Here is a 22,341-nt window from a genome sequence, read left to right as displayed (position 1 = left end):
TTCAATGGAGTTCGGTATGGCAGGCGCAGTCGTGGCCGCTGGCCGCCTCGGACAGGTTTTGCAGGATGGCGCAGTCTTGCGACGGCTGCGGCTGGTCACATTGGTGGCGCAGGGTCACCAGTTGCTGCTGCAGGGTTTGCAAATTCGCCATCTGTTCGGCAATGCGCAAGATATGGTGGTCGAGCAATTCATTGACGCTTTGACAACCTTCGGCCGGATTGTTCTTGAACTCCAGCAAGGCGCGGATATCCGTCAAGCCGATCTGCAGGGAGCGGCAATGGCGGATGAACTGCAGCCGTTCCTGGTGTTCTTCGCGGTATTCGCGGTAGCCGGCGCTGTTGCGCCCCGGTTCCTGCAGCAAGCCCGCCTTTTCATAGTAACGCACGGTTTCCACGTCACAATCTGTCCGTTTGGCCAGTTCTCCGATACGCATGGCATCCCCTTTTCATTCTTTCGTGCAAATTCTGCTTGACCCTGTAGCGGCTACAGGGTTTCTAATGGAAGCATACACCAATCCTGAAGGATGATGCGATGCCGCACGATAGCCATAACCACGCGCACGACCATGACCACGAGCACGAGCACAAGCCTGCGCAAAATGCCAAGCCTAGCCACGGCGGCTGCTGCTCACACAGCCACGCCGCCCCCGCTGGCGACTCCGCGCCTGTCCTGCCCAGCGCTCCCATCGCTGGCGCGAGCACGGCCAAATACCGGATTGCCAACATGGATTGCCCCACGGAAGAGCGTTTGATCCGCAACAAGCTGGCCAATATGAGCGGCGTGGTGGGCCTCGATTTCAACCTGATGAACCGCGTGCTGGACGTGCACCACACCTTGCCGTCGCTGGCCACGGTGGAAGCGGCGCTGCACGGCATCGGCATGCAGGCGATCCCCATGGAGGCGGACGCCGTCGTCGCGCGCGATCCGAACGAAGGCAGCCTTAGCGGTCTGCAGAAAGGCTTGCTGGTCGTCTCCGGCCTGGCTGTCGCCGGTGCCGAGGCGCTGGCGTGGACCACGCATGAAGACAGTTCGCCCCTCGTCATCGCCCTGGCCCTGCTATCGATCGCCACGGGCGGCTGGCCGACTCTGAAAAAGGGCTGGATTGCCCTGAAAACCTTCACTCTGAACATCAATTTCCTGATGAGCCTAGCGGTGTTTGGCGCCATCGCCATCGGCCAGTGGCCGGAAGCGGCCATGGTCATCTTCCTGTTCGCCATTGCCGAGCTGATCGAAGGCTTGTCCCTGAACCGCGCACGCAACGCCGTGCACAGCCTGATGCAACTGGCGCCCGACACGGCGACGGTCGCCGACGCCAGCGGCGCCTGGCAGCCAGTATCCGTCGCCACGGTTGCCATCGGCACCTTGATGCGCGTCAAGCCGGGCGAACGCATCGCGCTCGATGGCGTGGTGGCCAGCGGCGCATCGTCCGTCAACCAGGCGCCGATCACGGGCGAAAGCATGCCGGTGGACAAGGCCGTGGGCGATGTGGTGTATGCGGGCACCATCAATGAGCGGGGCTTGCTCGACGTCACGGTGACGGCCAACAGCGGCAACAGCACCCTGGCCAAAATCGTCAAGGTGATCGAGGAAACCCAGGGAAAACAGGCGCCCACGCAGCGCTTTGTCGATAACTTCGCCCGCTACTACACGCCGGCCGTGGTCGTGTTCGCCATCCTCGTGGCCGTGCTGCCGCCACTGCTGCTGGGTCAGCCCTTCATGGCCTGGGTCTATAAAGCGCTGGTCATGCTGGTGATTGCCTGCCCGTGCGCGCTGGTCATTTCCACGCCGGTGACGGTGGTCAGCGGCCTGACGGCGGCTGCGCGTCGCGGCATCCTGGTCAAAGGCGGGCAATTTCTGGAAACGGGCTACCGCCTAAAGGCAATCGCCGTCGACAAGACGGGCACCCTGACCATGGGCAAACCGGCCGTGACGGACGTGGTGGCCATGGACGGCAGCAACCGCGATGCCATCCTGCTGCTGGCCGCCAGCCTGGACGCCAATTCGGCCCACCCGCTGGCTGCCGCCATCGTCAAGGCCGGTCCGCCCGCCAGCAGCCACTTGCCCGTCAGTCAGTTTGCCGCCCTGCATGGACGCGGTGTGCAAGGCGATATCGCTGGCCAGACCTATTACCTGGGCAATGCGCGCCTGATGGCGGAATTGAAGGTTTTGACACCGGAACTGCAAGCCATCCTGGCGCGGCTGGAACAGCAAGCGTACACGGCCATGGTGCTGTCCACCTCAGCCGGCGCCTTGGGCGTGATCGCCGTGGCCGACGTGCTGCGCTCCACGGCGGCGTCCGCCATCGCCAGACTGAATGCCCTGGGCGTGACCACCGTGATGTTGACGGGAGACAATTTGCTGACGGCGCAGCGCATCGGCGCCGAGGTGGGCGTCAGCCTGGTCAAGGCGGAATTATTGCCGGAAAACAAACTCGATGAAATCAAGGCCTTGCAGCAGCAATTCGGCGTGGTGGCCATGCTGGGCGACGGCGTCAACGACGCCCCGGCCCTGGCGCAGGCCGACATCGGCTTTGCCATGGGCGCAGCCGGCAGCGACACGGCCATCGAAACGGCGGACGTCGCCCTGATGGATGATGAACTGGGCAAATTACCTGAATTCATCAGCCTGAGCCAGCGCACGCGCAGCATTCTCGTGCAAAACATCAGCTTCGCCATCGGCATCAAGGCCGTCTTCTTCGGCCTGGCCCTGGCCGGTACGGCGACCCTGTGGATGGCCGTGTTCGCGGACGTGGGCGCCAGCCTGCTGGTGGTAGCCAACGGGCTGCGCTTGCTGCGCAATAGCAAGCAAGCATAGTCCCGCGCAGAAATATTTCCTTCTGGACAATTGCTGTAAAAAACGCTACTTTGGCGGCTGCTCCCCATCGCCGCCAAGGTAGCCGATGACATTCCTGCCCCGCCCGACACTGCTTGCCACTCTGCTGGCTGTCACCTCCCTGCACGCCGAACCGATGTTTTTCACGCCCTGCTCCGTGCAGAGAGCCTGAACGCAGCGGCGCACTCGGTTCTGTGGATCAATAGAATAGCTAACTATCAAATGGAATCAATTATGGAAAAAGATGACATACCTGTTTCGTCAAAACAGGTTCTGTACCTTGCCCTCCTGATCTTTCTTCCTTTGGCTCTGTCAGCCGCCATGATTCACTGGGCTCCCCCAAAACCGGGACAGACCGAGTTGGATAATCTTTTGGCTTTTGGAATTGTAGGAGCAATCGCTACTGTCCTATTTGGCATGCTTATCATTGCGGCGAAGCGGCACGTGATTGAGATTTCACGCGATGTGTTGGTCGTAAAACATAGCCTGTACACGTTAGCTTTAGACCGCAGCGAAGTCGAATCAGCGAAAGCTCGTGAAGTAAATTCATTGGATCAACTTGGACTATCAACAAGAAAAAATGGCATTGCCGCATTTGGCTACTTTTCTGGTTGGTTCTGGGGCGCGCACGGAAATATTACATTTTGTGCATTGTCAAGGTGGCCGGTCTACCTTGTAACGTTCGAAGGCAGTACGAAATGTCGACAACTCGCCCTAAGCGCAAGTCCGGAAGTGGTTCGTCGTATCGAAGTATGGGCCAACTCGTAAATTTTCCTATTGCGCCAATAAATGGGCCTTGATGTAAGGCATCAGGCCAATCTATTAACTAATAGCGAGCGCAAAAAAAATGCAACTAAAATCGGTATTATGTTGTTACTTGAAGCTCAAAGCCCGAAGACGCCATACGCGTGCGCGCAGGCGCACGTGCCGGCTTTGACGCAAAGCAAGGCCGGCAAGGTGGCCCTGTCCACCGTGCGCAACGCGCCGCTTTTCCTTTCATGGACGGCGCCCGCCTGCTTTGAACAGGCCAGCCGGCGCTTTATCGCCGGTAAATCCGCGCAGAATTGCACGCTGTAATTCCCACGGCCGTTGCTGCGCTAAGCAAGCCATCAGTCTCGTGCCTGCCGCGCCGATGCCAGCGCCTCGACGAAGGCGGCGTCGCCCTCGGTGCAGGCGCTGGCCATGCAGCTGCCCGTGTCCTCGGCGATTCGGAAGCCTTCGCCCAGGCTGCTGGCATTGCCGCGCCCGCCATGCCCGCGCGCGGCGCTACGCAGCACCTGGCGCGAGGAAGAATAGCTGCCGCCCCGCGTGATGAAATAATCGCCTTCCGCTTCGCAGCCCCGGATCCAGGCCGCGCCATCGGCGGGCGCCCCCCGGTAATCGGGGTGCTGGCAATCGGCCACCCACTCGGCCACATTGCCCATCATGTCGTGCAGGCCGTAGCCGTTGGGCGCATACATGCCCACGACAGCCGTGTACTCGGCGCCATCGTCGCAATCGGTGACCAGCATGTCGAGGCCATGATCGCGCAGGGCCGCTGCCTTGAAGCGCCGGTCTTTCATATTGGCGTAGGTACATAACTGCTCGGGATGATCACCGGACGAGTATTTCGTGCTGGTGCCGGCGCGCGCCGCGTATTCCCATTCCGCCTCGCTGGGCAGGCGGAATGGGCGGCCCGTTTCCCGCGCCAGCCATTGCACATAGGCCGTCGCGTCGTTCCAGCTCACGCAGATGACGGGGTGATAGTCCGTTGGCGCATGCGCGGGGGCGTTCCAGCCCGACTCCTTGAGCGCGATGCCGTCAGTGCGGTCGAATGCCCAGCATTCGCCAGCCGCCCGATAACCGGTGGCTGCAACAAATTGCCGGAACTGCGCCACCGTCGTCTCGTATTTTGCCAGTCGGAATGCGGCCACGCGCACTTCGTGGGGCGGCCCCTCGGCCGGATTGTGGCTGCCGTCGCCGATGCGCGGCTCCGTACTGCCCATGGTAAACACACCGGCGGGAATACTGGCCATGGGCGGGAGGATGGGTGCGGCGTCGGCCTGGGCGCTGCAAAAGATGGCGCAGGCAAAGATAAGCGTGATGTGCTTCATGTGGCTCCTGTAATCGGTGGGTGAAAACACAGATTGACAGTTCGGCCAGAGGATGGCGGTGCGCATGCGACGAATCGACAATAGGGCCGATGAATGGCAAGCCATGTTCTGGTCAATCAGGCAACGGGCCGCTACACTATGCCCATGATCAGAAAAACGACTTTGGCACAGGGCTGGCATTCACTTTGGGAACTGCGCCCCCGGCACGATGTGTCCACCCTGAGCCGCCTGCTGGTCGTTTCCCTGATCGGTGTGGCCCTGGCATTGGCCCTGATGGCCATCGTGGCCATCTTCGGCCGGGTCGACCGGCCGCTCTGGTGGTGGGCGTCGCTGCTGCCGAACATCGGCATCTGCCTGTGCATCGTGCATACCCTGTTTGGCGTGCTGCGCCTTGCCGAGCGCTGCCTGCCGGCGCCGCTCGTCGAGCGCATGTCGAACGTGCGCGACTTGCGCGCCGGCATGGGTCTGGGCGCGCTGGCCCTGGGCGGCATTATCGTCGGCATGAGCATCGGTTTCACCATCGTCCCGATACTGGTGGGTTTCAAGGTGTGGGGCATGTTCGTCTCCCTGCCTGCCGCGCTGACCAAGTTTGCCGTGTTCATCCTGTTTGTGATGGCGGCCAACTGGGCCTGGTGGCGTTCGCGCCTGCGCCAGCAGCAGCTGCAAACCGAGGTGACGGATGCGCACCTGCGCCTGCTGCAGGGCCAGATCGAGCCGCACCTGCTGTTCAATACCCTGGCGAATATCCAGAGCCTGATGGACTACGACCCGCCGCGCGCGAAACGCATGCTGGAAATGTTTTCCAGCTATCTGCGCGCCAGCCTGGCCCAGCTGCGCCAGGGCGACAGCACCCTGGACGCGGAACTCGACATGGCGAGCCAGTATCTTTCATTGTTACAAATACGCATGGATGAGCGCCTGCGTTTCCGCATCGACGCCAGCGCGGAGGCGCGCCTGGCCCGCATGCCCACGCTGATGCTGCAGCCGCTAGTCGAGAACGCCGTCCAGCACGGACTGGCGCCCAGGCTGGACGGCGGCAGCGTCGTCGTGCATGCGGCAGTGCACGCGGGCCGCCTGGAAATCCGCGTGCTTGACGACGGCGTGGGCTTGACGGCGCCCGGCAAGCCACGCCGTGCGGGTGGCGGCCTGGCGCTGGCCAATCTGCGGTCGCGCCTGCAGGCTCAGTTCGGCGCCGCCGCCAGCCTGAGCCTGCGTGAGCGCGAGATTGGGCCTGGCGTCGAAGCCGTGCTGGAGCTGCCCTACCAGCGCGCCGCCGGCGCCCCCGCAGTGCAGGCAGCGGCATGATGCGCGCCCTGATCGCGGACGATGAACCGCACTTGGCGCTCTACCTGCGCGACCAGCTGCTGGCCCTGTGGCCGGACTTGCAGATCATTCATATGGCGCGCAATGGCGTCGAGGCCGCCGCCTGCATCGCCGAGCTGGAACCCGATATCGCCTTCCTCGATATCCAGATGCCGGGACTGACCGGACTGGAGGTGGCGCAAGGCATCGAAGGCCATACCCGCGTGGTATTCGTCACGGCCTACGACGAATTTGCCCTGCAAGCCTTCGAGCACGCGGCGCTCGATTACGTATTGAAACCCCTCACCATCGAACGGCTGGCCCGAACCGTGGCGCGCTTGCGGTCGGTGGCGCCCTTGCCTCCCGCCAGTGCGGCCATGGCACAGGCGCTGCAGCAACTGACGGCCGCGCCCTGCCCTGTCCGCCCCCGGCTGCGCTACATACTCGCGTCCCGGGGCGAGCGCACGCACCACCTCGACGTGGCCAAGGTGCGCTTTTTTCATGCCGACGACAAGTACACGGTCGTCGCCAGCGTGGACGGCGAATTCCTGATACGCACGCCCATCACGGAACTGGCCAACCAACTTGATCCGGAACAATTCTGGCAAGTGCACCGCTCCACTCTGATCAACCTGGCCTGGCTGGACGGCACGCGCCGCGACGACGCCAGCCGTTTGTTCCTGCGCATGCGCGACCATGCGGGCGAGCTGCCCGTGAGCCGCGCTTTCGTCCACCTGTTCAGGGCCATGTAGCTCCAGCTACCAAGTAGCGCTGACGTCGCCGGAGGTCGTCCTGGCGTCGATCTGGCAAGTCTTGCCCTCAGCCAACTGCGGGTACGAGGTACGAAAATGCAACTGGCCCGCCGTTTGCGCGGCGAGCCAGTATTCAGTTCAATATTTTCGGGGCGTAAGGCCCCGTCCATCAAACCGCGCGGCGTGCCCTCAGATGCAAATGGCGGATGGTGGCCGCGGCCGCCATCAGGATGGCGGAAGCCGTTGCCAGCACGACAATAAATGCCTTGTCGAACGCTGAACGGGCCAGCTCCGACACTTGCAAGCCCAGTTCGGCCGGCAATTGCTCGGCGGCCAGCAGCGCCGCGTCGAGGGTGTCATGGGCATTCGGCAACAGGCCAGCGCTTTCCGGGATCACCAGAGTGGCGCTGTAGACCGCCGACATGATCGTGCCTAGCACCGTCACGCCGATCACGGCGCCCAGTTCGTACGACACTTCCTCGATCGAGGCGGCCATGCCAGCCTGTTGCGGTGCCACGTTCAGCATCACGGCGCTGGATGCGGCCGTCATGACGGCGCCCAGGCCAAGGCCCAGGATCACCAGGCTGGCCACTTGCGCCGAGACGGCGGCGTCATGCAGCACCAAATACGATGCCATGCCGATACCGGACAGCAGCAGCGAACCCCACAATACCTTGGCCTTGTCGGCGCGCGGCAGCATGAAACCCGTCAGCGGGCCGGCAAATACGGACGCCAGCGGCAGCGGCAACAGCAGCAAGCCAGCTTCCAGCGGTGACAGCTCGCGCACCAGCTGCATGTGCTGGCTCAGCGCCAGTTCCATGCCGATCAGGGCGGCGGACGCCACCATGGCGGCCGCCACGGCGCTGGAAAACGGCAGTTCGCGGAACAGGGCGAAGTCGATCAGCGGCTTGGCTTGGCGCTTCTGGCGGCGCACGAACTTCAGCATGAAGAAGGCGCCCACGGCGAACGAGGCGGCCGCCAGCGCATACGAGGGCTGCGACTTGCCCAGCTCCTTGATCGCATACACGCCACCAAGCAGACCCATCATGATTTGCAACGAGCCCTTCAAGTCCCACGGCTTGTCGCGGTTACCGGCCCGTTTTGGCAGTACCACGGCGGCCAGCACCAGGGTCAGCAGCACGATGGGCACGTTGATCAGGAAGACGGAGCCCCACCAGTAGTGTTCCATCAGGAAACCGCCCAGCACGGGGCCGAACGCGGCGCCACCGGAGGCAATCGCCGCCCACACGCCGATGGCGAACGAGCGCTCGCGGTTATCGGTAAAGGTCAGGCGGATGATGGACAAGGTGGCCGGCATCATCAGCGCGGCGCCGATGGCCAGCAGGATGCGGGCAAAAATCAGCCATTCCGGCGCGGGCGAAAACGCGGCGCACAGCGAAGCGATGCCGAACACGGCCAGGCCGGCGAGGAAAACGGGTTTGTGGCTCAAACGGTCACCGAGGGTGCCGAGGCCGGGCAGCAGACCGGAGACGACCAGCGCGTACACGTTGATGATCCACAGTTTTTGCGAGGATGTCGCCTGCAAGTCGCGCGTCAGCGCGGGCAAGGCGGTGTAGAGCACGGTCATGTCGACCACGATCAGGAACAGGGCGCTGGAGACGATGGCCAGCGTCAGCCATTTTTTCATTGGATGCATAAACAACTCATGTATTATTTAACAACTATCGGTTTGGATGAATTTGGTGCTGCGCAAATATTTACGTTCCAGGCTGCCACGGGCCTGGCCTTGTCGGGGGCGGCGGGCGTCAGCCACGGTCGCCATCCTTGTCATCTACCGCAGCGCTCGCTGGGGAAGCGTCCAGTTCGCGCAGCATGACGACGGACACTTGCTTGAAACCACGACCCTGGAAGAATTTCTGTGCCGTCAGGTTATGCGCGCCGCATTCGAGGAATAAACGGGCGATGCCGTGGCTGCGCAGCTCGTCGGCTACCCACTCCACCAGCAAGCTGCCGATGCCGCTGCCGCGCACGGAAGGCAGCAAGACCAGGTCGTCCAGTGCGGCGAACGATTTCGAGGCGCGCTGGCGCGTGTCTATCGACACGAGGGCCATGCCGACGATGGCGTCGCCGGACATGGCGACAGCCAGCAGGGTCGAATCGCCATGCGCCCAGTCATGCGACAGGGCAGCGCGGATTTCGCCGCGTATCACCTCAGGCAAGTCCGCGCGCCAGTTGCCAGGCGCATCGGCGCGCTCTCCCTGCAGCTCCGAATGGGAGATATAGTCGGCGCTGACGTTGTCAAGATATAAATTGCACAAGGTATCTTCGGCGGTGGCGTCGTGACACCAGCTGAAGCTGATGGCGGGGGTATGGGCTTGAGCGTTTTTCATGGCGGATCTCATGTTATTGAATTAGTAAAGGCATTTTATGTCGCCCCTGAATGGCATTCAAGTTAAAATCCATCTGTAAAACAGATAGGTGGATGCCATGCAATGGACTTTGGAACAAATGCGCTACTTTGAGGCGGCTGTCGCGGCCGGTTCTTTCTCGGGCGCGGCGCGCCGCCTGGGCCGCGCGCAATCGGTGGTCAGCACCTCGATCGGCTTGCTGGAAGCGGAATTCGGCGTGGAACTGTTCGACCGCTCGCGCCGCAGCGCCGTGCTGACAGAAGCGGGCAAGGTGATGCACCTGGAAGCGTGCGAACTGCTGCGCCAGGCCGAGCGATTGCAGCTGCGCGCGCAACTGTTGAGTGTGGCACCCGAAGCCCAGCTCACCCTGGCACTGGACGAAGCCCTGCCCTACCTGGCCATCAGTACGCTGGTGAAAGAATTGGCGGCACGCTACCCGGCGCTGGAATTGGTCATGCTCAACGCGACGGCGTCGGAAGTGGCGCAATACGTGGAGCAGCAGCAAGCCGACGTAGCTTTTCATTTTGACCGCGGCCCCATTTCCCCCGTACTGGAACAGCAGCACATCGGCAGCGTGGCGCAAGGCGTGTTCGTCGCGAAAGGCCACCCCATGGCCCACGGCCAGGAAGTAAGCCGCAACGAGCTGACCCGCTACCGCCAGCTGATCATGGATTCCGAGTTGAACCGCGAACACGCCTTCAGCCCCGCCGTCTGGTTTTCCGACAGTTTTTACAGCATCGCGGAAATGGTCGCGGACGAGCTGGGCTGGGCCATTCTGCCGCTGAATATCGCCAATTACGACAACTACAAGGGTTATTTGCAGGAAGTGCCCTGCCCTGCCTTGGCCTTGTCACGCCTGCCGGTGCGGCGCTTGTCGATACATGGGAAGAAGCTCAGCGAGACGAGTTTGTGGCTGACGACTAGGCTGGCGGAATTGCTGTTGGATGGGCCGAGGGGCTAAGGCTTACTGCAGTCATTCAAGTAATTTAAAGAGGGAAGAGCCAGTTCCGGTATTTTGGTGGCATGGCAAAGGCAGTATGATGGCCGTAGTTGAAAGGTATATCGAAAAGATGCCCCTTGCATTGAATGCCATCTCAATTCACAAGCAGAACTGGCGGCATAAAATTGCACTGCACGGTGACATTACTGTGACTGCGAGAAGGAGCACAGCATGGATTTCGATTGGCACGGCGGCGTCATTAAGCGGAACACGGTCGTTGATGCCCACTACAGGAGCACGCAAAACGTCAGGCGTTTCCTGTTTGACCAGTGCGGTCCCGCATTCAAGCTTGACCGTGATTTCATGGCCTGGATACGCGACGGCGCCGTCAAAACCATGGGCGATGTCGCGGATGAATGGATGCGTAGGCATCATCAAGCCAGTGATGCGTAAATAAACAAATTAAACAAATATTAATAAGTACTGAAAGCTTTACATGATGCACTCAACTGTCGTAAGCAACTGGCTCGCCATGGCAAAAGACGATGCCGTGGAGATTGATCCCGACGACATCAATCACGAAGCATTGAGCAATATGTGGAGGTTTTCGCCCACGGACGAGGAAACGCCGCAGATCCATGCGGCGGATATCGTTGCGTTCATCGGCCAGGTGATTGCGGCCCGCAGCAGCGCACTCAAAGGCGAGGACATGCTGTTCTATTGCTGGCACGATGCGCAATGCCGCCAACTACGGTTCAGTCTGGTGTCGCGTTCGCATGGCCGGCTGCCGTTTCGCTGCGAGTTGCGCGAAACGCAGGATCTGGCGCTGATCGTCGACCGCGTGGTGAACGGGGACTGGCGCAACGAGCACTATATGCAGGAACCGCCAGAGCAAGGGGATGAACAGGAGCCGGCGCCGTTCGTCCTGCCCGTCTTCGTGGCGCCTGTGCCGCAGGAACCCGCGCACGATCACGCCTGAAAACGCGCGGGCCGGCAAGCCTCCAGGGCTGACGCTGGCTGTCCATCGACGATTTCCTCGCTGGCGAGCTGGCCCACGATGGCCGCCAGCACCACGCCCGGATGCATGGCGCATACGTACACGCTTTCGACCTGCGGCAAATAGCCGATGACGGGTACGCCGTCAAAGGGCATGGGGCGCAGGCCGACACAGGCAAGTTCCAGCGCGATGGCGTCGGCGCCCTCGAGTTCATTGCGGATCGTGCTGGCCGTTTGCTGTGCCATGGCGGCGGGCTGGTTTTCCGGCGCCTCGTCCACATAGTCTTCCGCTGCCAGCAGGGTCCCGTCTTCGGCTTGCCGCACTTCCATTGCATGGCTGGAAATAATGCCGCGCACCAGGCCCGGAGGCGCCTTGTAGCGCAGGAAGATGGCGGGCGAGGCGTGAATCGGCAGGCTGGCCCCCAGTTTCTGCGCCAGCGCGGCAGTGCCTGTGCCCGCTGCCAGCACGACCATATCGGCCTCGATGACCTTGGTGGCCGTTTCCACGCCCGTCACCCGCCCGTCCTGGATGGAAAAGCCCAGCACGGGCGTGTGCGTGCGGACAGTCGCGCCCAGCGCCCGGGCCGCTGCCAGCAAGGCATGCGTGGCGGCAACGGCGTCGAGGGCGCCCTGCTCCGGCTCGTACAGCGCTTGTTCCGGCGGCTGCCGCAGCTGCGGTTCAAGCTGGGCGATGCGCGTGCGGTCTATCAAGATGGACCCGGGCGACACCCGCCCATCCTGCGTGCCATACGACAAGGCGCCATGCCAGCGCACCGTCAAGCCGGGCACTTGTGTTTCCAGCTGCCGATAGGCCTCGATGGCGCCGGCGCGCAGGGCCGCAATGGGGTCGGACCCCGCGCAAGACGTGTTAATCCAGGCAAACGAGGTGCTCGTCACGCCGGAAGCGATGCCGCCCGCCTCGACCACGGTGACTTGCGCGCCCTTGCTGGCCAGGTGATACGCGAGCGACGCACCGACGATGCCGGCGCCGATGACGATGATGTGTTGCGGCTTTTTTAGATTCATATTTGCCAACGTTGAATATTTGTCACAGGGCAGAGTCTACCCCAGCCACCCGCAAATCCAGCGTGTAGGCATGGCCATCGACGACCTTGCCTTCCACCATGGCAATATCGGGTACGGCCCTTCCCTGCACGAAACCGCAGCGTTCCAGCACGCGGATTGACGCCGCATTGCCATCGATGGCGTAGGCGCACAGGCTGGCAAGCTGCCATTCGTCTTGCGCCAGGGAAATCAGGAAGCGCAGCGCGGCCGTGGCCAGGCCCTTGCCCGCCTGCTGCTCCCCGATGCGGTAGCCGACTTCGGCCGTTTTAGCCTGCGCGTCTATATCCTTGAGGTTGGCGCGACCGATCAAATGTCCGTCTTCATCGACAATGACGCAGGGGTGCAAACGCTCCTGTTCGTGCTCGTCCAGGAATTGCCTGACGTGAGCATGGATGCCCTCAATACTGTAAAAATCGTCCGGGCGCGAGTCGATATGGCGCTCGAACCAGGCCCGGTTGGCTTGCTCAAATGCCAGCAGTGGCCCGGCGTCGTCCCGGTGCAAAATGCGGATGGTGTATGTGCTCATGGATGCTCCGAACTATGCCGGTGTGGGCAGGGAAAGGCATGAGTCTAGTGATGCGCCACCCGGCCCGTCAATCTTGATTCCATCAATCAATATAAAATGACAAACGCTACAATGGCCGCCATGAACAACGATTTGTCCGCTACTGAGGCGGCGCGCCTCTTGGGCGTCAGCCTGCCTACCCTCTATTCCTATGTCAGCCGGGGCTTGCTGGTTTCCGTCAGCAATGGCGCGGCGCGCCGCAAGCGCTATCCGCAAGAGGAAGTACTGCGCCTGGCAGCCCGCAAGAATGACGCCAGGCGGGGTGGCCAGGCGGCCGTGACCGCCATGCACTGGGGTTTGCCGGTGCTGGAAACGCAGATTTCCCACATTCTCGAAGGACGATTGCTGTACCGGGGCTGCGATGCGACGTTGCTGGCGCAGCACGCAAGCCTGGAAACGGCCGCCAGCCTGCTGTGGGACGATGGCGCAATCGACTATTTTCATCAAGACGCGCCGCCCCTGCCGCCACAGCTGGCCAGCGCGCCGGACGCCACGCCACTCACGCGCGCCATGGTCGCCATGGCTATGCCGGCGTCCACGCCCGCGCCGGCGACTACGCCTGCAAGCATGCTGCAGGCCGGCCCCGCCCTGATGCGCACCCTGGCCGCCGCCCTGCTGCAGACGGCGCCGTCCGCCCTGCCGTTGCACCAGCAACTGGCTCAGGCGTGGCAAGCCGACGCGGAACAGACTGAATTGCTGCGCGCCGCGCTGGTGCTGCTGGCCGACCATGAATTGAATGCGTCGACCTTTGCCGTGCGCTGCGTCGCTTCGACGGGTGCCAGCCTGCCCGCCGCGCTGGGTGCGGGCTTGGCGGCCTTGTCAGGAGACAGGCACGGCGGCGGCAGCGCAGCGGCGCGGCGCATGTTGACGCAGGCGTTGGCAGCGTCTGACGCCAGGGACGCCGTCGGCGCCTATTACATGAGCATCGCACCGGAGTTTGCCGGCTTTGGCCACCCGCTGTATCCGCACGGCGACCCGCGTGCCGCGTATCTGCTGGGAATCTTGGCGACGCTGGCGCACGAGCCCCCGCGGCTGCAGGCGATCCTGGCTGCATGCGCCACGGCGGAAGAGTTGCTCGACGCCCGCCCGAATGCCGACCTGGCGCTCGCCGCCATGGAGCTGGCTTTCGGCTGGCCCGAGGGCGCGGGCATGAGCGTGTTTGCGCTGGCCCGCTCGGCCGGCTGGATCGCGCATGCTGCCGAGCAAGCCGCCAGCGCGGCCCTGATACGGCCGCGGGCCCGCTACATCGGGCGCCACCAGCGCGATTAGAAATCCAGGCTTGATTTATTACGCATACGTAGTAGTATACTTCGCATGCGTACCAATACCTCCCCCACCCCAGACATTCCCGATGCTGCAGCCTGCCCGCTGGGCGAACGTTCGCCGCGACTGTTCAACTTGCTCAACCTGGCGCGCCAGAACCTGTTCCGCTCGGCCGATGCCGTCTTTACCAGCGAACTGGGCTTTTCCGGCACACAAGTTGTCGCCCTGTTTGCCCTGAAGGGCGAGGAAGGCTGCCAATTGAAGGATCTGGGACGATTGTTGCAGCTGAAAAATTCGGCCGTGACGGGTCTGGTGGCGCGCATGGAAGAAAACGGCCTCATCGTGCGCGGCCAGTCGGCGTTAGATGCGCGCGCCGGCACCCTGCACATGTCGGCCAAAGGCGGCGAGGTGCTGGCCGCCGCCCTGCCCCTGCTCGACAGCCTGAATGAACAATTGAAGCAAGGTTTCAGCGAAGAAGAACTGGCCGTCGTCGCCCGCTTCCTGCTGCACGCCTCGCGCCTGCGTTTTGCGCAGGACGTCTGAGTCATCCCCACATTACCACCACAGGAGTTACCCATGCACCCGAACGACATGACTGGCTTGCAACTGATGCAAGCTTTCGCGCAAGGCCTGTTTCCACGGCCCGGCATCTCCAAGACCATGCCCATGGACGCGCACACGGTGGAGCATGGCCGCGTGATTTTCACGGCCACGGCAAATGAAACGCACACCAATCCCATGGGCGGCGTGCACGGCGGTTTCGCCGCCACCGTGCTCGACACGGTCACGGGCTGTGCCACGCACACGGTCTTGCCGGCCGGCGAAAGCTATGGCACAACGGACCTGAACATCAAGATGTGCCGCCCCCTGCCCTTCAACGTGACGGTCTACGCAGAAGGCAAAGTGATCAATGCGGGGCGCAACCTGGTCATTTCCGAAGGCACCATCCGCGACGAAGCCGGTAAAGTGTACGCGCACGCGACAGCCACCTGCATGATCATCCGCCCGCGGGAACAAGCGGCCGCATGATACGGCCCGGCACGATCGAGGAAGCCTGGCAGGTGCTGCAGGCCATACCCGAGTTCGACCAGCGGCGCAGCCTGTCGCAGCTGCGAGACCGGCTACCCGCGGGAGCGCTGATCCTGATCGCGGAAGCGGACGGCCAGCCCGTCGGTTTCAAGCTGGGATATGGCGCCGAGGATGGCTCTTTATATAGCTGGCTCGGCGCCGTGCTGCCCGCGCACCGCAAGACGGGCCTGGCGCAGCGCCTGCTGGAAGCTCAGGAAGCTTGGGCTGCCGAAAACGGCTTTGCGGCCGTCACAGTGAAATCGATGAACCGCTACCCGTCCATGCTGCGTTTGCTGATACGCAATGGATACCCGATCCGGCTAGTGGAGCACTTTGGCGACCCGGCCAGGGAGCGCATCCACTTCATCAAGCCCTTGCCCTGGAACGGCGCACAAGGCCACTTGCTTGCCAATAGAGCATTGATGTGACGATCATTTTCCTGGCTTACTCCTTGTGACGAATAGCTTCGACAACAATCCGCAGTGCCCTCGATTCGTGGCGGCGGCTGGGATAGTAGGCATGGAGGCCAGGAAACTTTCCACACCAGTCTTTCATGACGCTGATTAATCGGCCTTCCCGTACGTGTCCGGCCACCAGGTCTTCCGTGACGAACGCCAAACCATTGCCGCTCAAGGCGGCTTGTACCATGGGCACGGCGCTGGTAAACACGGCCTGGCCACTCACCCGCGCCTCCACGTTGCGCCCGTCATGCTGCAGCTCCCACGCATAAATGCCACCACTGCCTGCGAGCCGCAGCGTGATGCAGTTGTGCTTCATCAGGTCTTGCAGCTTGGCGGGTTGCGTATGCCAAGAGAAGTAGCTGGGCGAACCAACGATCATGGTAGGTATGTCGGGCGTGAGCCGGACGGCAATCATGTCTTCCGCTACCTGATCTCCATAGCGCACCCCAATGTCATAACGGTCCGCCGCAATATCGATCAACTTGTAATCCGACTGAATCTCGATATGCAGGTCTGGATAGTGAGGCAGGACGGGAGCCAGCCTTGGCCACAGCAGGGTATCAATAACATGGTCGATGGCCGTGATGCGCACGGTACCCGCCGGTTTGCCATTCAAATCGCTGACGGCGGCAATTTCAGCATGGACTTCCTCAAGCCGCGGCGCGACATTGCTCAGCAGGCGCTCGCCTGCTTCGGTCGGCGAAACACTCCTGGTCGTACGATTGAGCAGCCGCACGCCCAGCCGGGCTTCCAGATCCCGAATGATGTGACTGAGAGTGGATTGGGACATGCCCAGCTTGATGGCGGCACGGGTGAAACTGCGTTCGCGAGCGACCTCGAAAAATATAAGAATATCAATAATATTATCTCTGGCCATATGAGTCATTCCTGAAGCCGGCTGTTAAGAGTATCCCGTCGTGGTGCCTGGCAATGGATGATAGCAGTGGAATGAGCGATTTTTAATATAAATATACGTAGCATTCATGGCCTGGGCACATATACCTGTTCGAGATTTCGGTGCGCAGATGCGTTAGCCGCAACGTACGATGTCCGTCAACGCATGCAACGCGCCCCATACCTGACGAACTGGAGAAACAGACATGACCATAGATGATGTAGCACGCCGAGATTTCCTGAAGACTGCTGGCACAGGCATGGCCGTCCTGGGCAGCCTTTCCATTGCCGCCAGTTCCGCGTTCGCCGCCGATAACAATCCAGTACCGGACATGTCCAACAACGCTGACAACTTCTACAGGAGCGCCACAGTCACTGCGCGCAAGGTCAGTTTCAACAATCAGTACCAGATGCAGGTCGTCGGCGAGCTATTCACGCCCAAGGATCTCAACCGCAATGCCAGGCATCCCGCGATCATCATCGGCCACCCGATGGGCGCGGTAAAGGAGCAAAGCTCGAATCTGTACGCGCAGAAACTGGCCGAACAGGGCTTCGTCACCCTGGCCATCGATCAGTCATTCTGGGGCGAAAGCGCCGGCCAGCCGCGCAATGCTGTGGCGCCGGATATCTACTCGGAAGCCTTCAGCGCAGCGGTAGACTATCTTGGTACCCAGCCGTTCGCCGACAGGGAACGGATCGGCGTTCTCGGCATTTGCGGCAGTGGCAGTTTCGTCATCAGCGCCGCCAAGATTGATCCGCGCATGAAGGCGATTGCCACCGTCAGCATGTACGATATGGGCGCCGCCAACCGCAATGCCTTGCACCATTCGCAGACGCACGAGCAACGCAAGCAGATCATTGCCGAGGCGGCGCAACAACGCTACGTGGAATTTACCGGCGGCGCCATCAGTTACACCGGCGGCACCGTGCACAAGCTCGATGGCAATACGCATCCCATCCAGCGCGAGTTCTACGACTTTTATCGCACCTCGCGCGGCGAGTTCACGTCGGCAGGTTCGCCGCGCGAATGGACGACGCACCCCACGCTGTCCAGCAACGTCAAGTTCATGAACTTTTATCCGTTCAACGACATCGAGACGATTTCGCCGCGTCCCTTGTTGTTCATCACGGGCGACCAGGCGCATTCCCGCGAGTTCAGCGACGATGCCTACCGGCTTTCGGCCCAGCCCAAGGAACTGGTGATCGTTCCAGGCGCCGGGCACGTCGATCTGTATGACCGGGTGAAACTCATCCCCTGGGAGAAGCTGAACGCGTTCTTCCACAAGAATCTGGCATAGGCGCATCCCATGACAACACCAATAAGCAGCACGCCCCACGGTGGCGTGCAGGAAGGGCATGCTGATGTCAGCACTCAGGCAGCCATGTGGGGCGGGGTCTTCGCCATGACGCTGTGCGTTTTCGCGCTGATCGCCTCGGAGTTCATGCCCGTTAGCCTGTTGACGCCTATGGCCAGGGATCTCCGGGTCAGCGAAGGCCTGGCTGGACAGGGAATTGCCATATCGGGGGCATGCGCCGTGCTCACCAGCCTGTCGATTTCCGTCATGGCTGGCAGCATGAATCGCAAGATACTCCTGCTGGGGCTAACCGCCCTGATGGCCGTCTCCGGGGCCGTTGTCGCGATGGCGCCGAACTATTTCCTGTATATGGTGGGACGTGCGCTGATCGGCGTGGTGGTGGGCGGTTTCTGGTCCTTGTCGGCGGCCACCGCGATGCGCCTTGTGCCATCCCATCAGGTGCCGCGTGCCCTGGCCATCTTCAATGGCGGCAATGCGCTGGCGACCGTCGTCGCCGCACCCCTCGGCAGTTATCTCGGTTCCGTCGTCGGATGGCGTGGCGCTTTCTTCTGCCTGGTGCCAGTGGCCTTGATTGCCTTTGTCTGGCAGTGGATCAGCCTGCCTTCCATGCCACCCCAGGCTGCCTCGGCGGATTCCCGCAACGCCTTCAGACTGCTTCGCGATCCGAAGGTTGCCCTGGGCATGCTGGCTGTCAGCACGTTTTTCATGGGTCAGTTTGCCTTGTTCACCTATTTGCGCCCATTCCTTGAAAACGTGACGCGGGTAGGCATCTCCACCTTGTCGCTGATTCTGCTGGCAATTGGCGTAGGCGGCTTTATCGGCACCACCGTCATCAGCAAGTTCCTGAAGTGGCATTTTTCCCGGACCTTGGTTGCCATTCCCATCGTGATGGCAATGATCGCCGTGGCGCTGACCATCTTTGGCAGCAAACTTGCTGCCGTGACGGTACTGCTGGGCATCTGGGGCGTTGTCGCAACCGCTGCGCCCGTGGGCTGGTGGTCCTGGCTGGCAACAACGCTGCCCCGGGATGCAGAGGCAGGTGGTGGCCTCATGGTTGCAGTCGTGCAACTCGCCATCGCCCTGGGTTCCACGATCGGCGGTTTCCTGTTCGACAAGAGTGGATACCAAAGCACGTTTATCGCCAGCGCGGCCGTACTGCTGCTGGCTGCCTTGCTGACCTCGCGCGCGCAAGCGCTGCGGGCAAGCTGAGCCATATATCAAGGAAGGAGCAAGCAATGGTCACACGCAAATTAGCGGTTCGCAACGGCGCACGGCATCCAGTAGCCAGCATGAGCGAGTGCCGCCTGTCCGATCGCCTGCATGGACTGGGCCTGTTGCTTGGCTTGCTCCTCCTCGGCGCTTGCGAAGCCCGACAGCAATCTTCCTCCGGGCCATGCGCTTCCGCCTCGGCTGAGGCTGCAGCCGCCCTGAAGCCCGATGAGTCGCGCATGTCGATGATCGTTGGAGAACGTCGCTTCGTCGTCACCTTGTCAGACAATGCGACTGGGCGAGCCTTTGCCCAGATGCTGCCGCTGACCCTGGATATGGCCGAACTCAACGGAAACGAGAAGCATGCAGATCTGCCAAAGCCGCTACCGGCTCACGCGACTAGAACGCAGATAATCTGCAATGGTGACCTCTTACTGTACGGTTCGAAGACCTTGGTTGTCTTCTATAAGGCATTTACTTCACCGTATTCCTACTCAAACGTTGGCCGCGTGGACGATCCGGCTGGGCTGGCCCATGCGCTGGGCCAGCACGGTGTGCGGGTCGAGTTTCTTCAATATAAATGACCGCACTCAAGGCTTGTTCAAAGACCGTTTTGGGGTGAAAGCAGACGCACAAATCCGTGACGCGGGCATAAGGCTGGCCGTCCTGTCGGCCGCCGGACTGACGCCCGCGTGGGCCGTTGAGGGATTCCTTGCACGGCGGCACCGATTTCGAAGAACGCGCAGCCGTCATGAGCGATGAGCATGCCTTCAACAAGCGTTCCTTTCACTCCTTCCGTAGGCCCGCCGCAAGGTCTTGTCGGGCGCCCTCAGCCCGCCGGCTTCTTCTTTCCCTTCAATAAACTGCCCGCCGCATTTTCCTCGAAGCGCCCCGCCTCTTCTATATAGCCATGCACGGTGCCGTCGTGGCGCCAGCCGCCCTGGCGCTTGATGGCCTGGAAATCGGCGCCTGCCCGGTGCGCGCTGGTGGCCATGCCGCGGCGCAGGCTGTGGCTCGATAGTTCCGGCACGTAATCGAGCGCAGCCAACCCGGCGCAGCTTGCCAAGATCGTATTGATGCTGCTCGCGTGTAATCCTTTCATGCTCACGTGGCCCCACTGATTGACGGGGCGCAAGAGCGGTCCTGTGCGGATATGCGCGGCGGCCAGCCAGGCGCGCAGGGCCGTGGCTGGGCAGCAAACGCCGTCGCCAAACGGGATCGCCTTGACGATGCCCTCCCCCAATTGGTCCGTTTTCGAGCGGGGCAAGGTGATCACCATGCCCTGCGGTTCCCAGCTCACGTCTTCCAGCATCAATCCCACCAATTCGCTGCGGCGAAACCCTCCAAAAAAGCCTAGTTGCAGCAGCGCGCTGTCGCGCAGGGCCTTGACGCTGCCCAGCGCGGCCAGTTTGGCGACAATTACTTCCAAATCTTCCAAAGGCAAAGCCTTGGCCTTCTTCTTCGGCTTGCCATGCAGGCGGGCGATGCCGGCCAGGGTCTTGCGCACGGTGGGCGTGGACGCGGGGTCGGCAAAGCCCTGGTACACATGCCATTGCGACAGAGCCGTCAAACGCAGGGCCAGGGTGCGCGCGTTCAGGCTATCCGCATAGGCCAGCAGGTAGCGGATGACGGTGGACTCGTCCGCAGGCAGCGCCCCGCCCCAGCCCTGGAAGTGGCGGATGGCAGAACGGTAGGTGCGGCGCGTATTTTCGGACGTGGCGGCCGCAATAAAAGCCTGGTGGCGCGCGGCAAGCTCGGCATCGATCAGGGTGCCGCGTAATGGCGCAGCGGCGACGGCGACGCTTTTCGGTACGACAACACGGCGTTTCGGGAGGGGTAAATCAGGCATGGCGGCAGCGAAATCGTGGTTTTGTACTGTGAGGTACGCAGAATAGCATGCAAAACACCCCCATAACACGTGATAAGCGATCTTATCGTAACTTATATTTCTAAAAAATATGCAAAATTTCTATCGTAATATAATGCGATATTACGTATCATGTAATACGTTACTAAATTTCGCTCATAGGTGGTTTTATGGCCCGCACCGGCATTTTGTACTCTGATGTTATGAAAGCAGCTCAAATCGTTGCTGCCGATGGGCGCAATCCCACGGTCGACAGCGTGCGCGAGGCACTGGGCAGCACGGGCAGCAAGAGCACCATCGCGCCCCTGCTGAAACGTTGGAAGGAAGAGTTCCAGGGCGCGGGCGCCGTGAAAACGGAGGCAGGCTTGCCGGCCGAACTGATGGAAGCGATGCGCGGCGTCTATGACAAGCAGCAGCGCGACGTGGCGCAGCAGCTGGAAACGGGCATGCAGCAAAACCGCGCCGAACTCGATGCGGCGCTGGAAAAGCTGAAGAAGACGGAAAACGAAGGACTGAAACTGACGGAGGCGCGCGCCGCCCTCACCCAGGAATTGCGCGCCACCCAGCATGCGCTTGCACAACTGAAGGAAGAACACCATTTTCGCGCTGTCACCCTGGCCACCTTGCACAGCGATAACGCGGGCCTGACGCAGCGCCTGGCCGACCGCAGCGAGGAAATCGCCGCCCTCAACCGCCAGCTGGCGCAAGTGCGCTCGCAGTTCGACCATTACCAGGAAGCGTCAGCCGCACAACGCAGCGAGGAACGGGCGGAGGCACAGCAACGGATCAGCCGGCTGGAACAGGACAACGCGCAGCTGCAACAGCGCCTGCAAGGCCAGCAAGCGACCCTGGTGCAGCAAGACATGCGCCTGGCGCAACTGCAGGCGGAACACGCGCACTTATCCAGCGTAGCGACCGCCGACCGCGAAGCGCTGGCCAGCGTGCGTCCCGAGCGCGACCAGTTCGAATTTCAATACTTGCAGGCGGCCGCGTCCGCCGACGCCTTGCTGGCCAAGCTCGACACGGCCTTGCTGGCGCTGAATGACGCCAAGGTGGCGCTCGCCGCGCAAGACCGGCAGCTCGACATGCTGGCGGAAAATACACAGGCATCGCAGCAGAAGATAGAAAGCCTGGCGCAGGAGCGCGATGGTTTGTTGCGCGACAATGCCGGCATGGCGGCCAGGCTGGCCCTGCTCATGGATAGCAAGGAGAAACGTGATGGTTGAACCGGTTTGCGTGGCATGGAATATTGACGGTGCCAGCCCGGTCGGGCCTGGCCAGCGAACAATGACTGAAAGCGCTGCCAGGCGGCGTGCTGCGTGCAGGCGAAGTGCAGTGTTCACTTTGCG

Annotated in this window: 24 protein-coding genes; 16 read left to right on the top strand and 8 right to left on the bottom strand. The window is 61.8% G+C overall.

Translation table 11 applies throughout. The annotated features are described in order from the left end of the window. Position 1: 1 nt before the first annotated feature. Positions 2 to 433: a Cd(II)/Pb(II)-responsive transcriptional regulator gene (gene cadR / locus ACQ4WZ_RS09250; RefSeq protein WP_034787498.1), complete on the bottom strand. Its 432-nt coding sequence runs from the start codon at positions 431 to 433 to the stop codon at positions 2 to 4. 98 nt (positions 434 to 531) lie between these two features. Here cadR and ACQ4WZ_RS09245 point away from each other — a divergent pair, with 98 nt between their 5' ends. The 3 genes from ACQ4WZ_RS09245 to ACQ4WZ_RS09235 all read left to right on the top strand — a co-directional run bounded on the left by ACQ4WZ_RS09245 (position 532) and on the right by ACQ4WZ_RS09235 (position 3,909). Continuing rightward, positions 532 to 2,814: a heavy metal translocating P-type ATPase gene (locus tag ACQ4WZ_RS09245; protein WP_436573193.1), complete on the top strand. Its 2,283-nt coding sequence runs from the start codon at positions 532 to 534 to the stop codon at positions 2,812 to 2,814. Between the two features lie 252 nt (positions 2,815 to 3,066). Then, the gene (locus ACQ4WZ_RS09240; RefSeq protein ID WP_436573192.1) at positions 3,067 to 3,600 is read left to right on the top strand and encodes a hypothetical protein; all 534 of its coding nucleotides are present in this window, start codon (positions 3,067 to 3,069) and stop codon (positions 3,598 to 3,600) included. A gap of 21 nt (positions 3,601 to 3,621) precedes the next feature. Continuing rightward, positions 3,622 to 3,909: a hypothetical protein gene (locus ACQ4WZ_RS09235; RefSeq protein ID WP_436573191.1), complete on the top strand. Its 288-nt coding sequence runs from the start codon at positions 3,622 to 3,624 to the stop codon at positions 3,907 to 3,909. A 32-nt stretch (positions 3,910 to 3,941) separates the two neighbouring features. On the opposite strand, the gene ACQ4WZ_RS09230 is transcribed toward ACQ4WZ_RS09235, so the two are convergent. Further along, the gene (locus ACQ4WZ_RS09230; RefSeq protein ID WP_436573190.1) at positions 3,942 to 4,925 is read right to left on the bottom strand and encodes a formylglycine-generating enzyme family protein; all 984 of its coding nucleotides are present in this window, start codon (positions 4,923 to 4,925) and stop codon (positions 3,942 to 3,944) included. Between the two features lie 210 nt (positions 4,926 to 5,135). Between ACQ4WZ_RS09230 and ACQ4WZ_RS09225 the strand changes: the two genes are divergently transcribed. Continuing rightward, positions 5,136 to 6,230 (top strand): sensor histidine kinase, encoded by a 1,095-nt coding sequence (locus ACQ4WZ_RS09225; protein ID WP_166674786.1) that lies wholly within the window; start codon positions 5,136 to 5,138, stop codon positions 6,228 to 6,230. Then, positions 6,227 to 6,979 carry a LytR/AlgR family response regulator transcription factor gene (locus ACQ4WZ_RS09220; RefSeq protein WP_133991512.1) on the top strand — a complete coding sequence of 251 codons (753 nt, stop codon included), beginning with the start codon at positions 6,227 to 6,229 and terminating at the stop codon, positions 6,977 to 6,979. Before ACQ4WZ_RS09225 ends, ACQ4WZ_RS09220 begins: the two co-directional genes overlap by 4 nt. A gap of 169 nt (positions 6,980 to 7,148) precedes the next feature. On the opposite strand, the gene ACQ4WZ_RS09215 is transcribed toward ACQ4WZ_RS09220, so the two are convergent. Together ACQ4WZ_RS09215 and ACQ4WZ_RS09210 are read right to left on the bottom strand one after the other, a co-directional pair. After that, on the bottom strand, positions 7,149 to 8,627 hold the full coding sequence (locus ACQ4WZ_RS09215; RefSeq protein WP_279587413.1) for an MFS transporter: 1,479 nt from the start codon (positions 8,625 to 8,627) through the stop codon (positions 7,149 to 7,151). A 118-nt stretch (positions 8,628 to 8,745) separates the two neighbouring features. Continuing rightward, a complete protein-coding gene (locus ACQ4WZ_RS09210; protein WP_166674785.1) occupies positions 8,746 to 9,330 on the bottom strand; it encodes a GNAT family N-acetyltransferase in 585 nt (194 codons plus the stop codon). A 97-nt stretch (positions 9,331 to 9,427) separates the two neighbouring features. Between ACQ4WZ_RS09210 and ACQ4WZ_RS09205 the strand changes: the two genes are divergently transcribed. The 3 genes from ACQ4WZ_RS09205 to ACQ4WZ_RS09195 all read left to right on the top strand — a co-directional run bounded on the left by ACQ4WZ_RS09205 (position 9,428) and on the right by ACQ4WZ_RS09195 (position 11,267). Further along, positions 9,428 to 10,309, top strand: a complete 882-nt coding sequence (locus ACQ4WZ_RS09205) for a LysR family transcriptional regulator (RefSeq protein WP_166674784.1) — start codon at positions 9,428 to 9,430, stop codon at positions 10,307 to 10,309. Positions 10,310 to 10,519: 210 nt separating this feature from the next. Continuing rightward, positions 10,520 to 10,741, top strand: a complete 222-nt coding sequence (locus ACQ4WZ_RS09200; RefSeq protein WP_101481258.1) for a DUF6434 domain-containing protein — start codon at positions 10,520 to 10,522, stop codon at positions 10,739 to 10,741. 79 nt (positions 10,742 to 10,820) lie between these two features. Next, on the top strand, positions 10,821 to 11,267 hold the full coding sequence (locus ACQ4WZ_RS09195) for a hypothetical protein (protein ID WP_436573189.1): 447 nt from the start codon (positions 10,821 to 10,823) through the stop codon (positions 11,265 to 11,267). Here ACQ4WZ_RS09195 and ACQ4WZ_RS09190 read toward each other — a convergent pair. Both ACQ4WZ_RS09190 and ACQ4WZ_RS09185 read right to left on the bottom strand, forming a co-directional pair. Beyond that, positions 11,258 to 12,310, bottom strand: a complete 1,053-nt coding sequence (locus ACQ4WZ_RS09190) for an NAD(P)/FAD-dependent oxidoreductase (protein ID WP_436573188.1) — start codon at positions 12,308 to 12,310, stop codon at positions 11,258 to 11,260. The genes ACQ4WZ_RS09195 and ACQ4WZ_RS09190 overlap by 10 nt on opposite strands. 22 nt (positions 12,311 to 12,332) lie before the next feature. After that, positions 12,333 to 12,875, bottom strand: a complete 543-nt coding sequence (locus tag ACQ4WZ_RS09185) for a GNAT family N-acetyltransferase (RefSeq protein ID WP_101481261.1) — start codon at positions 12,873 to 12,875, stop codon at positions 12,333 to 12,335. A gap of 96 nt (positions 12,876 to 12,971) precedes the next feature. Between ACQ4WZ_RS09185 and ACQ4WZ_RS09180 the strand changes: the two genes are divergently transcribed. The 4 genes from ACQ4WZ_RS09180 to ACQ4WZ_RS09165 are packed head-to-tail and all read left to right on the top strand — an operon-like array spanning position 12,972 to position 15,673. Further along, positions 12,972 to 14,183 carry a citrate synthase gene (locus ACQ4WZ_RS09180; RefSeq protein ID WP_436573187.1) on the top strand — a complete coding sequence of 404 codons (1,212 nt, stop codon included), beginning with the start codon at positions 12,972 to 12,974 and terminating at the stop codon, positions 14,181 to 14,183. A gap of 45 nt (positions 14,184 to 14,228) precedes the next feature. Then, the gene (locus ACQ4WZ_RS09175; RefSeq protein WP_436573186.1) at positions 14,229 to 14,720 is read left to right on the top strand and encodes a MarR family winged helix-turn-helix transcriptional regulator; all 492 of its coding nucleotides are present in this window, start codon (positions 14,229 to 14,231) and stop codon (positions 14,718 to 14,720) included. Between the two features lie 33 nt (positions 14,721 to 14,753). Continuing rightward, positions 14,754 to 15,206: a PaaI family thioesterase gene (locus tag ACQ4WZ_RS09170; protein ID WP_034748275.1), complete on the top strand. Its 453-nt coding sequence runs from the start codon at positions 14,754 to 14,756 to the stop codon at positions 15,204 to 15,206. Further along, the gene (locus ACQ4WZ_RS09165) at positions 15,203 to 15,673 is read left to right on the top strand and encodes a GNAT family N-acetyltransferase (RefSeq protein WP_436573185.1); all 471 of its coding nucleotides are present in this window, start codon (positions 15,203 to 15,205) and stop codon (positions 15,671 to 15,673) included. Before ACQ4WZ_RS09170 ends, ACQ4WZ_RS09165 begins: the two co-directional genes overlap by 4 nt. A gap of 16 nt (positions 15,674 to 15,689) precedes the next feature. Here the strand turns inward: ACQ4WZ_RS09165 and ACQ4WZ_RS09160 are convergent, their stop codons facing one another. Beyond that, positions 15,690 to 16,583 (bottom strand): LysR family transcriptional regulator, encoded by an 894-nt coding sequence (locus ACQ4WZ_RS09160; RefSeq protein ID WP_436573184.1) that lies wholly within the window; start codon positions 16,581 to 16,583, stop codon positions 15,690 to 15,692. A gap of 277 nt (positions 16,584 to 16,860) precedes the next feature. Between ACQ4WZ_RS09160 and ACQ4WZ_RS09155 the strand changes: the two genes are divergently transcribed. Genes ACQ4WZ_RS09155 through ACQ4WZ_RS09145 form a run of 3 tightly spaced genes read left to right on the top strand, consistent with a single transcriptional unit; the run spans position 16,861 to position 19,709 of the window. Then, positions 16,861 to 17,898, top strand: coding sequence for an alpha/beta hydrolase (locus ACQ4WZ_RS09155; RefSeq protein ID WP_436573183.1), 1,038 nt, complete (start codon positions 16,861 to 16,863; stop codon positions 17,896 to 17,898). A gap of 9 nt (positions 17,899 to 17,907) precedes the next feature. Further along, entirely contained in the window at positions 17,908 to 19,125 is a 1,218-nt protein-coding gene (locus tag ACQ4WZ_RS09150; protein ID WP_436573182.1) for an MFS transporter, read from the top strand. Positions 19,126 to 19,151: 26 nt separating this feature from the next. Next, complete coding sequence (locus tag ACQ4WZ_RS09145; RefSeq protein ID WP_436573181.1) at positions 19,152 to 19,709, top strand: cyclophilin-like fold protein; 558 nt, start codon at positions 19,152 to 19,154, stop codon at positions 19,707 to 19,709. Between the two features lie 245 nt (positions 19,710 to 19,954). Here the strand turns inward: ACQ4WZ_RS09145 and ACQ4WZ_RS09140 are convergent, their stop codons facing one another. Next, positions 19,955 to 20,974 (bottom strand): tyrosine-type recombinase/integrase, encoded by a 1,020-nt coding sequence (locus ACQ4WZ_RS09140; protein WP_436573180.1) that lies wholly within the window; start codon positions 20,972 to 20,974, stop codon positions 19,955 to 19,957. Between the two features lie 221 nt (positions 20,975 to 21,195). Between ACQ4WZ_RS09140 and ACQ4WZ_RS09135 the strand changes: the two genes are divergently transcribed. Beyond that, the gene (locus ACQ4WZ_RS09135) at positions 21,196 to 22,218 is read left to right on the top strand and encodes a DNA-binding protein (protein WP_436573179.1); all 1,023 of its coding nucleotides are present in this window, start codon (positions 21,196 to 21,198) and stop codon (positions 22,216 to 22,218) included. Positions 22,219 to 22,341 lie beyond the last annotated feature (123 nt).

The organism is Janthinobacterium darwini, from assembly GCF_051380905.1.
GTDB lineage: Bacteria > Pseudomonadota > Gammaproteobacteria > Burkholderiales > Burkholderiaceae_D > Janthinobacterium.
The sequence above is the reverse complement of the archived record's forward strand: the minus strand, read 5'-3'. Positions and strand labels throughout refer to the sequence as shown.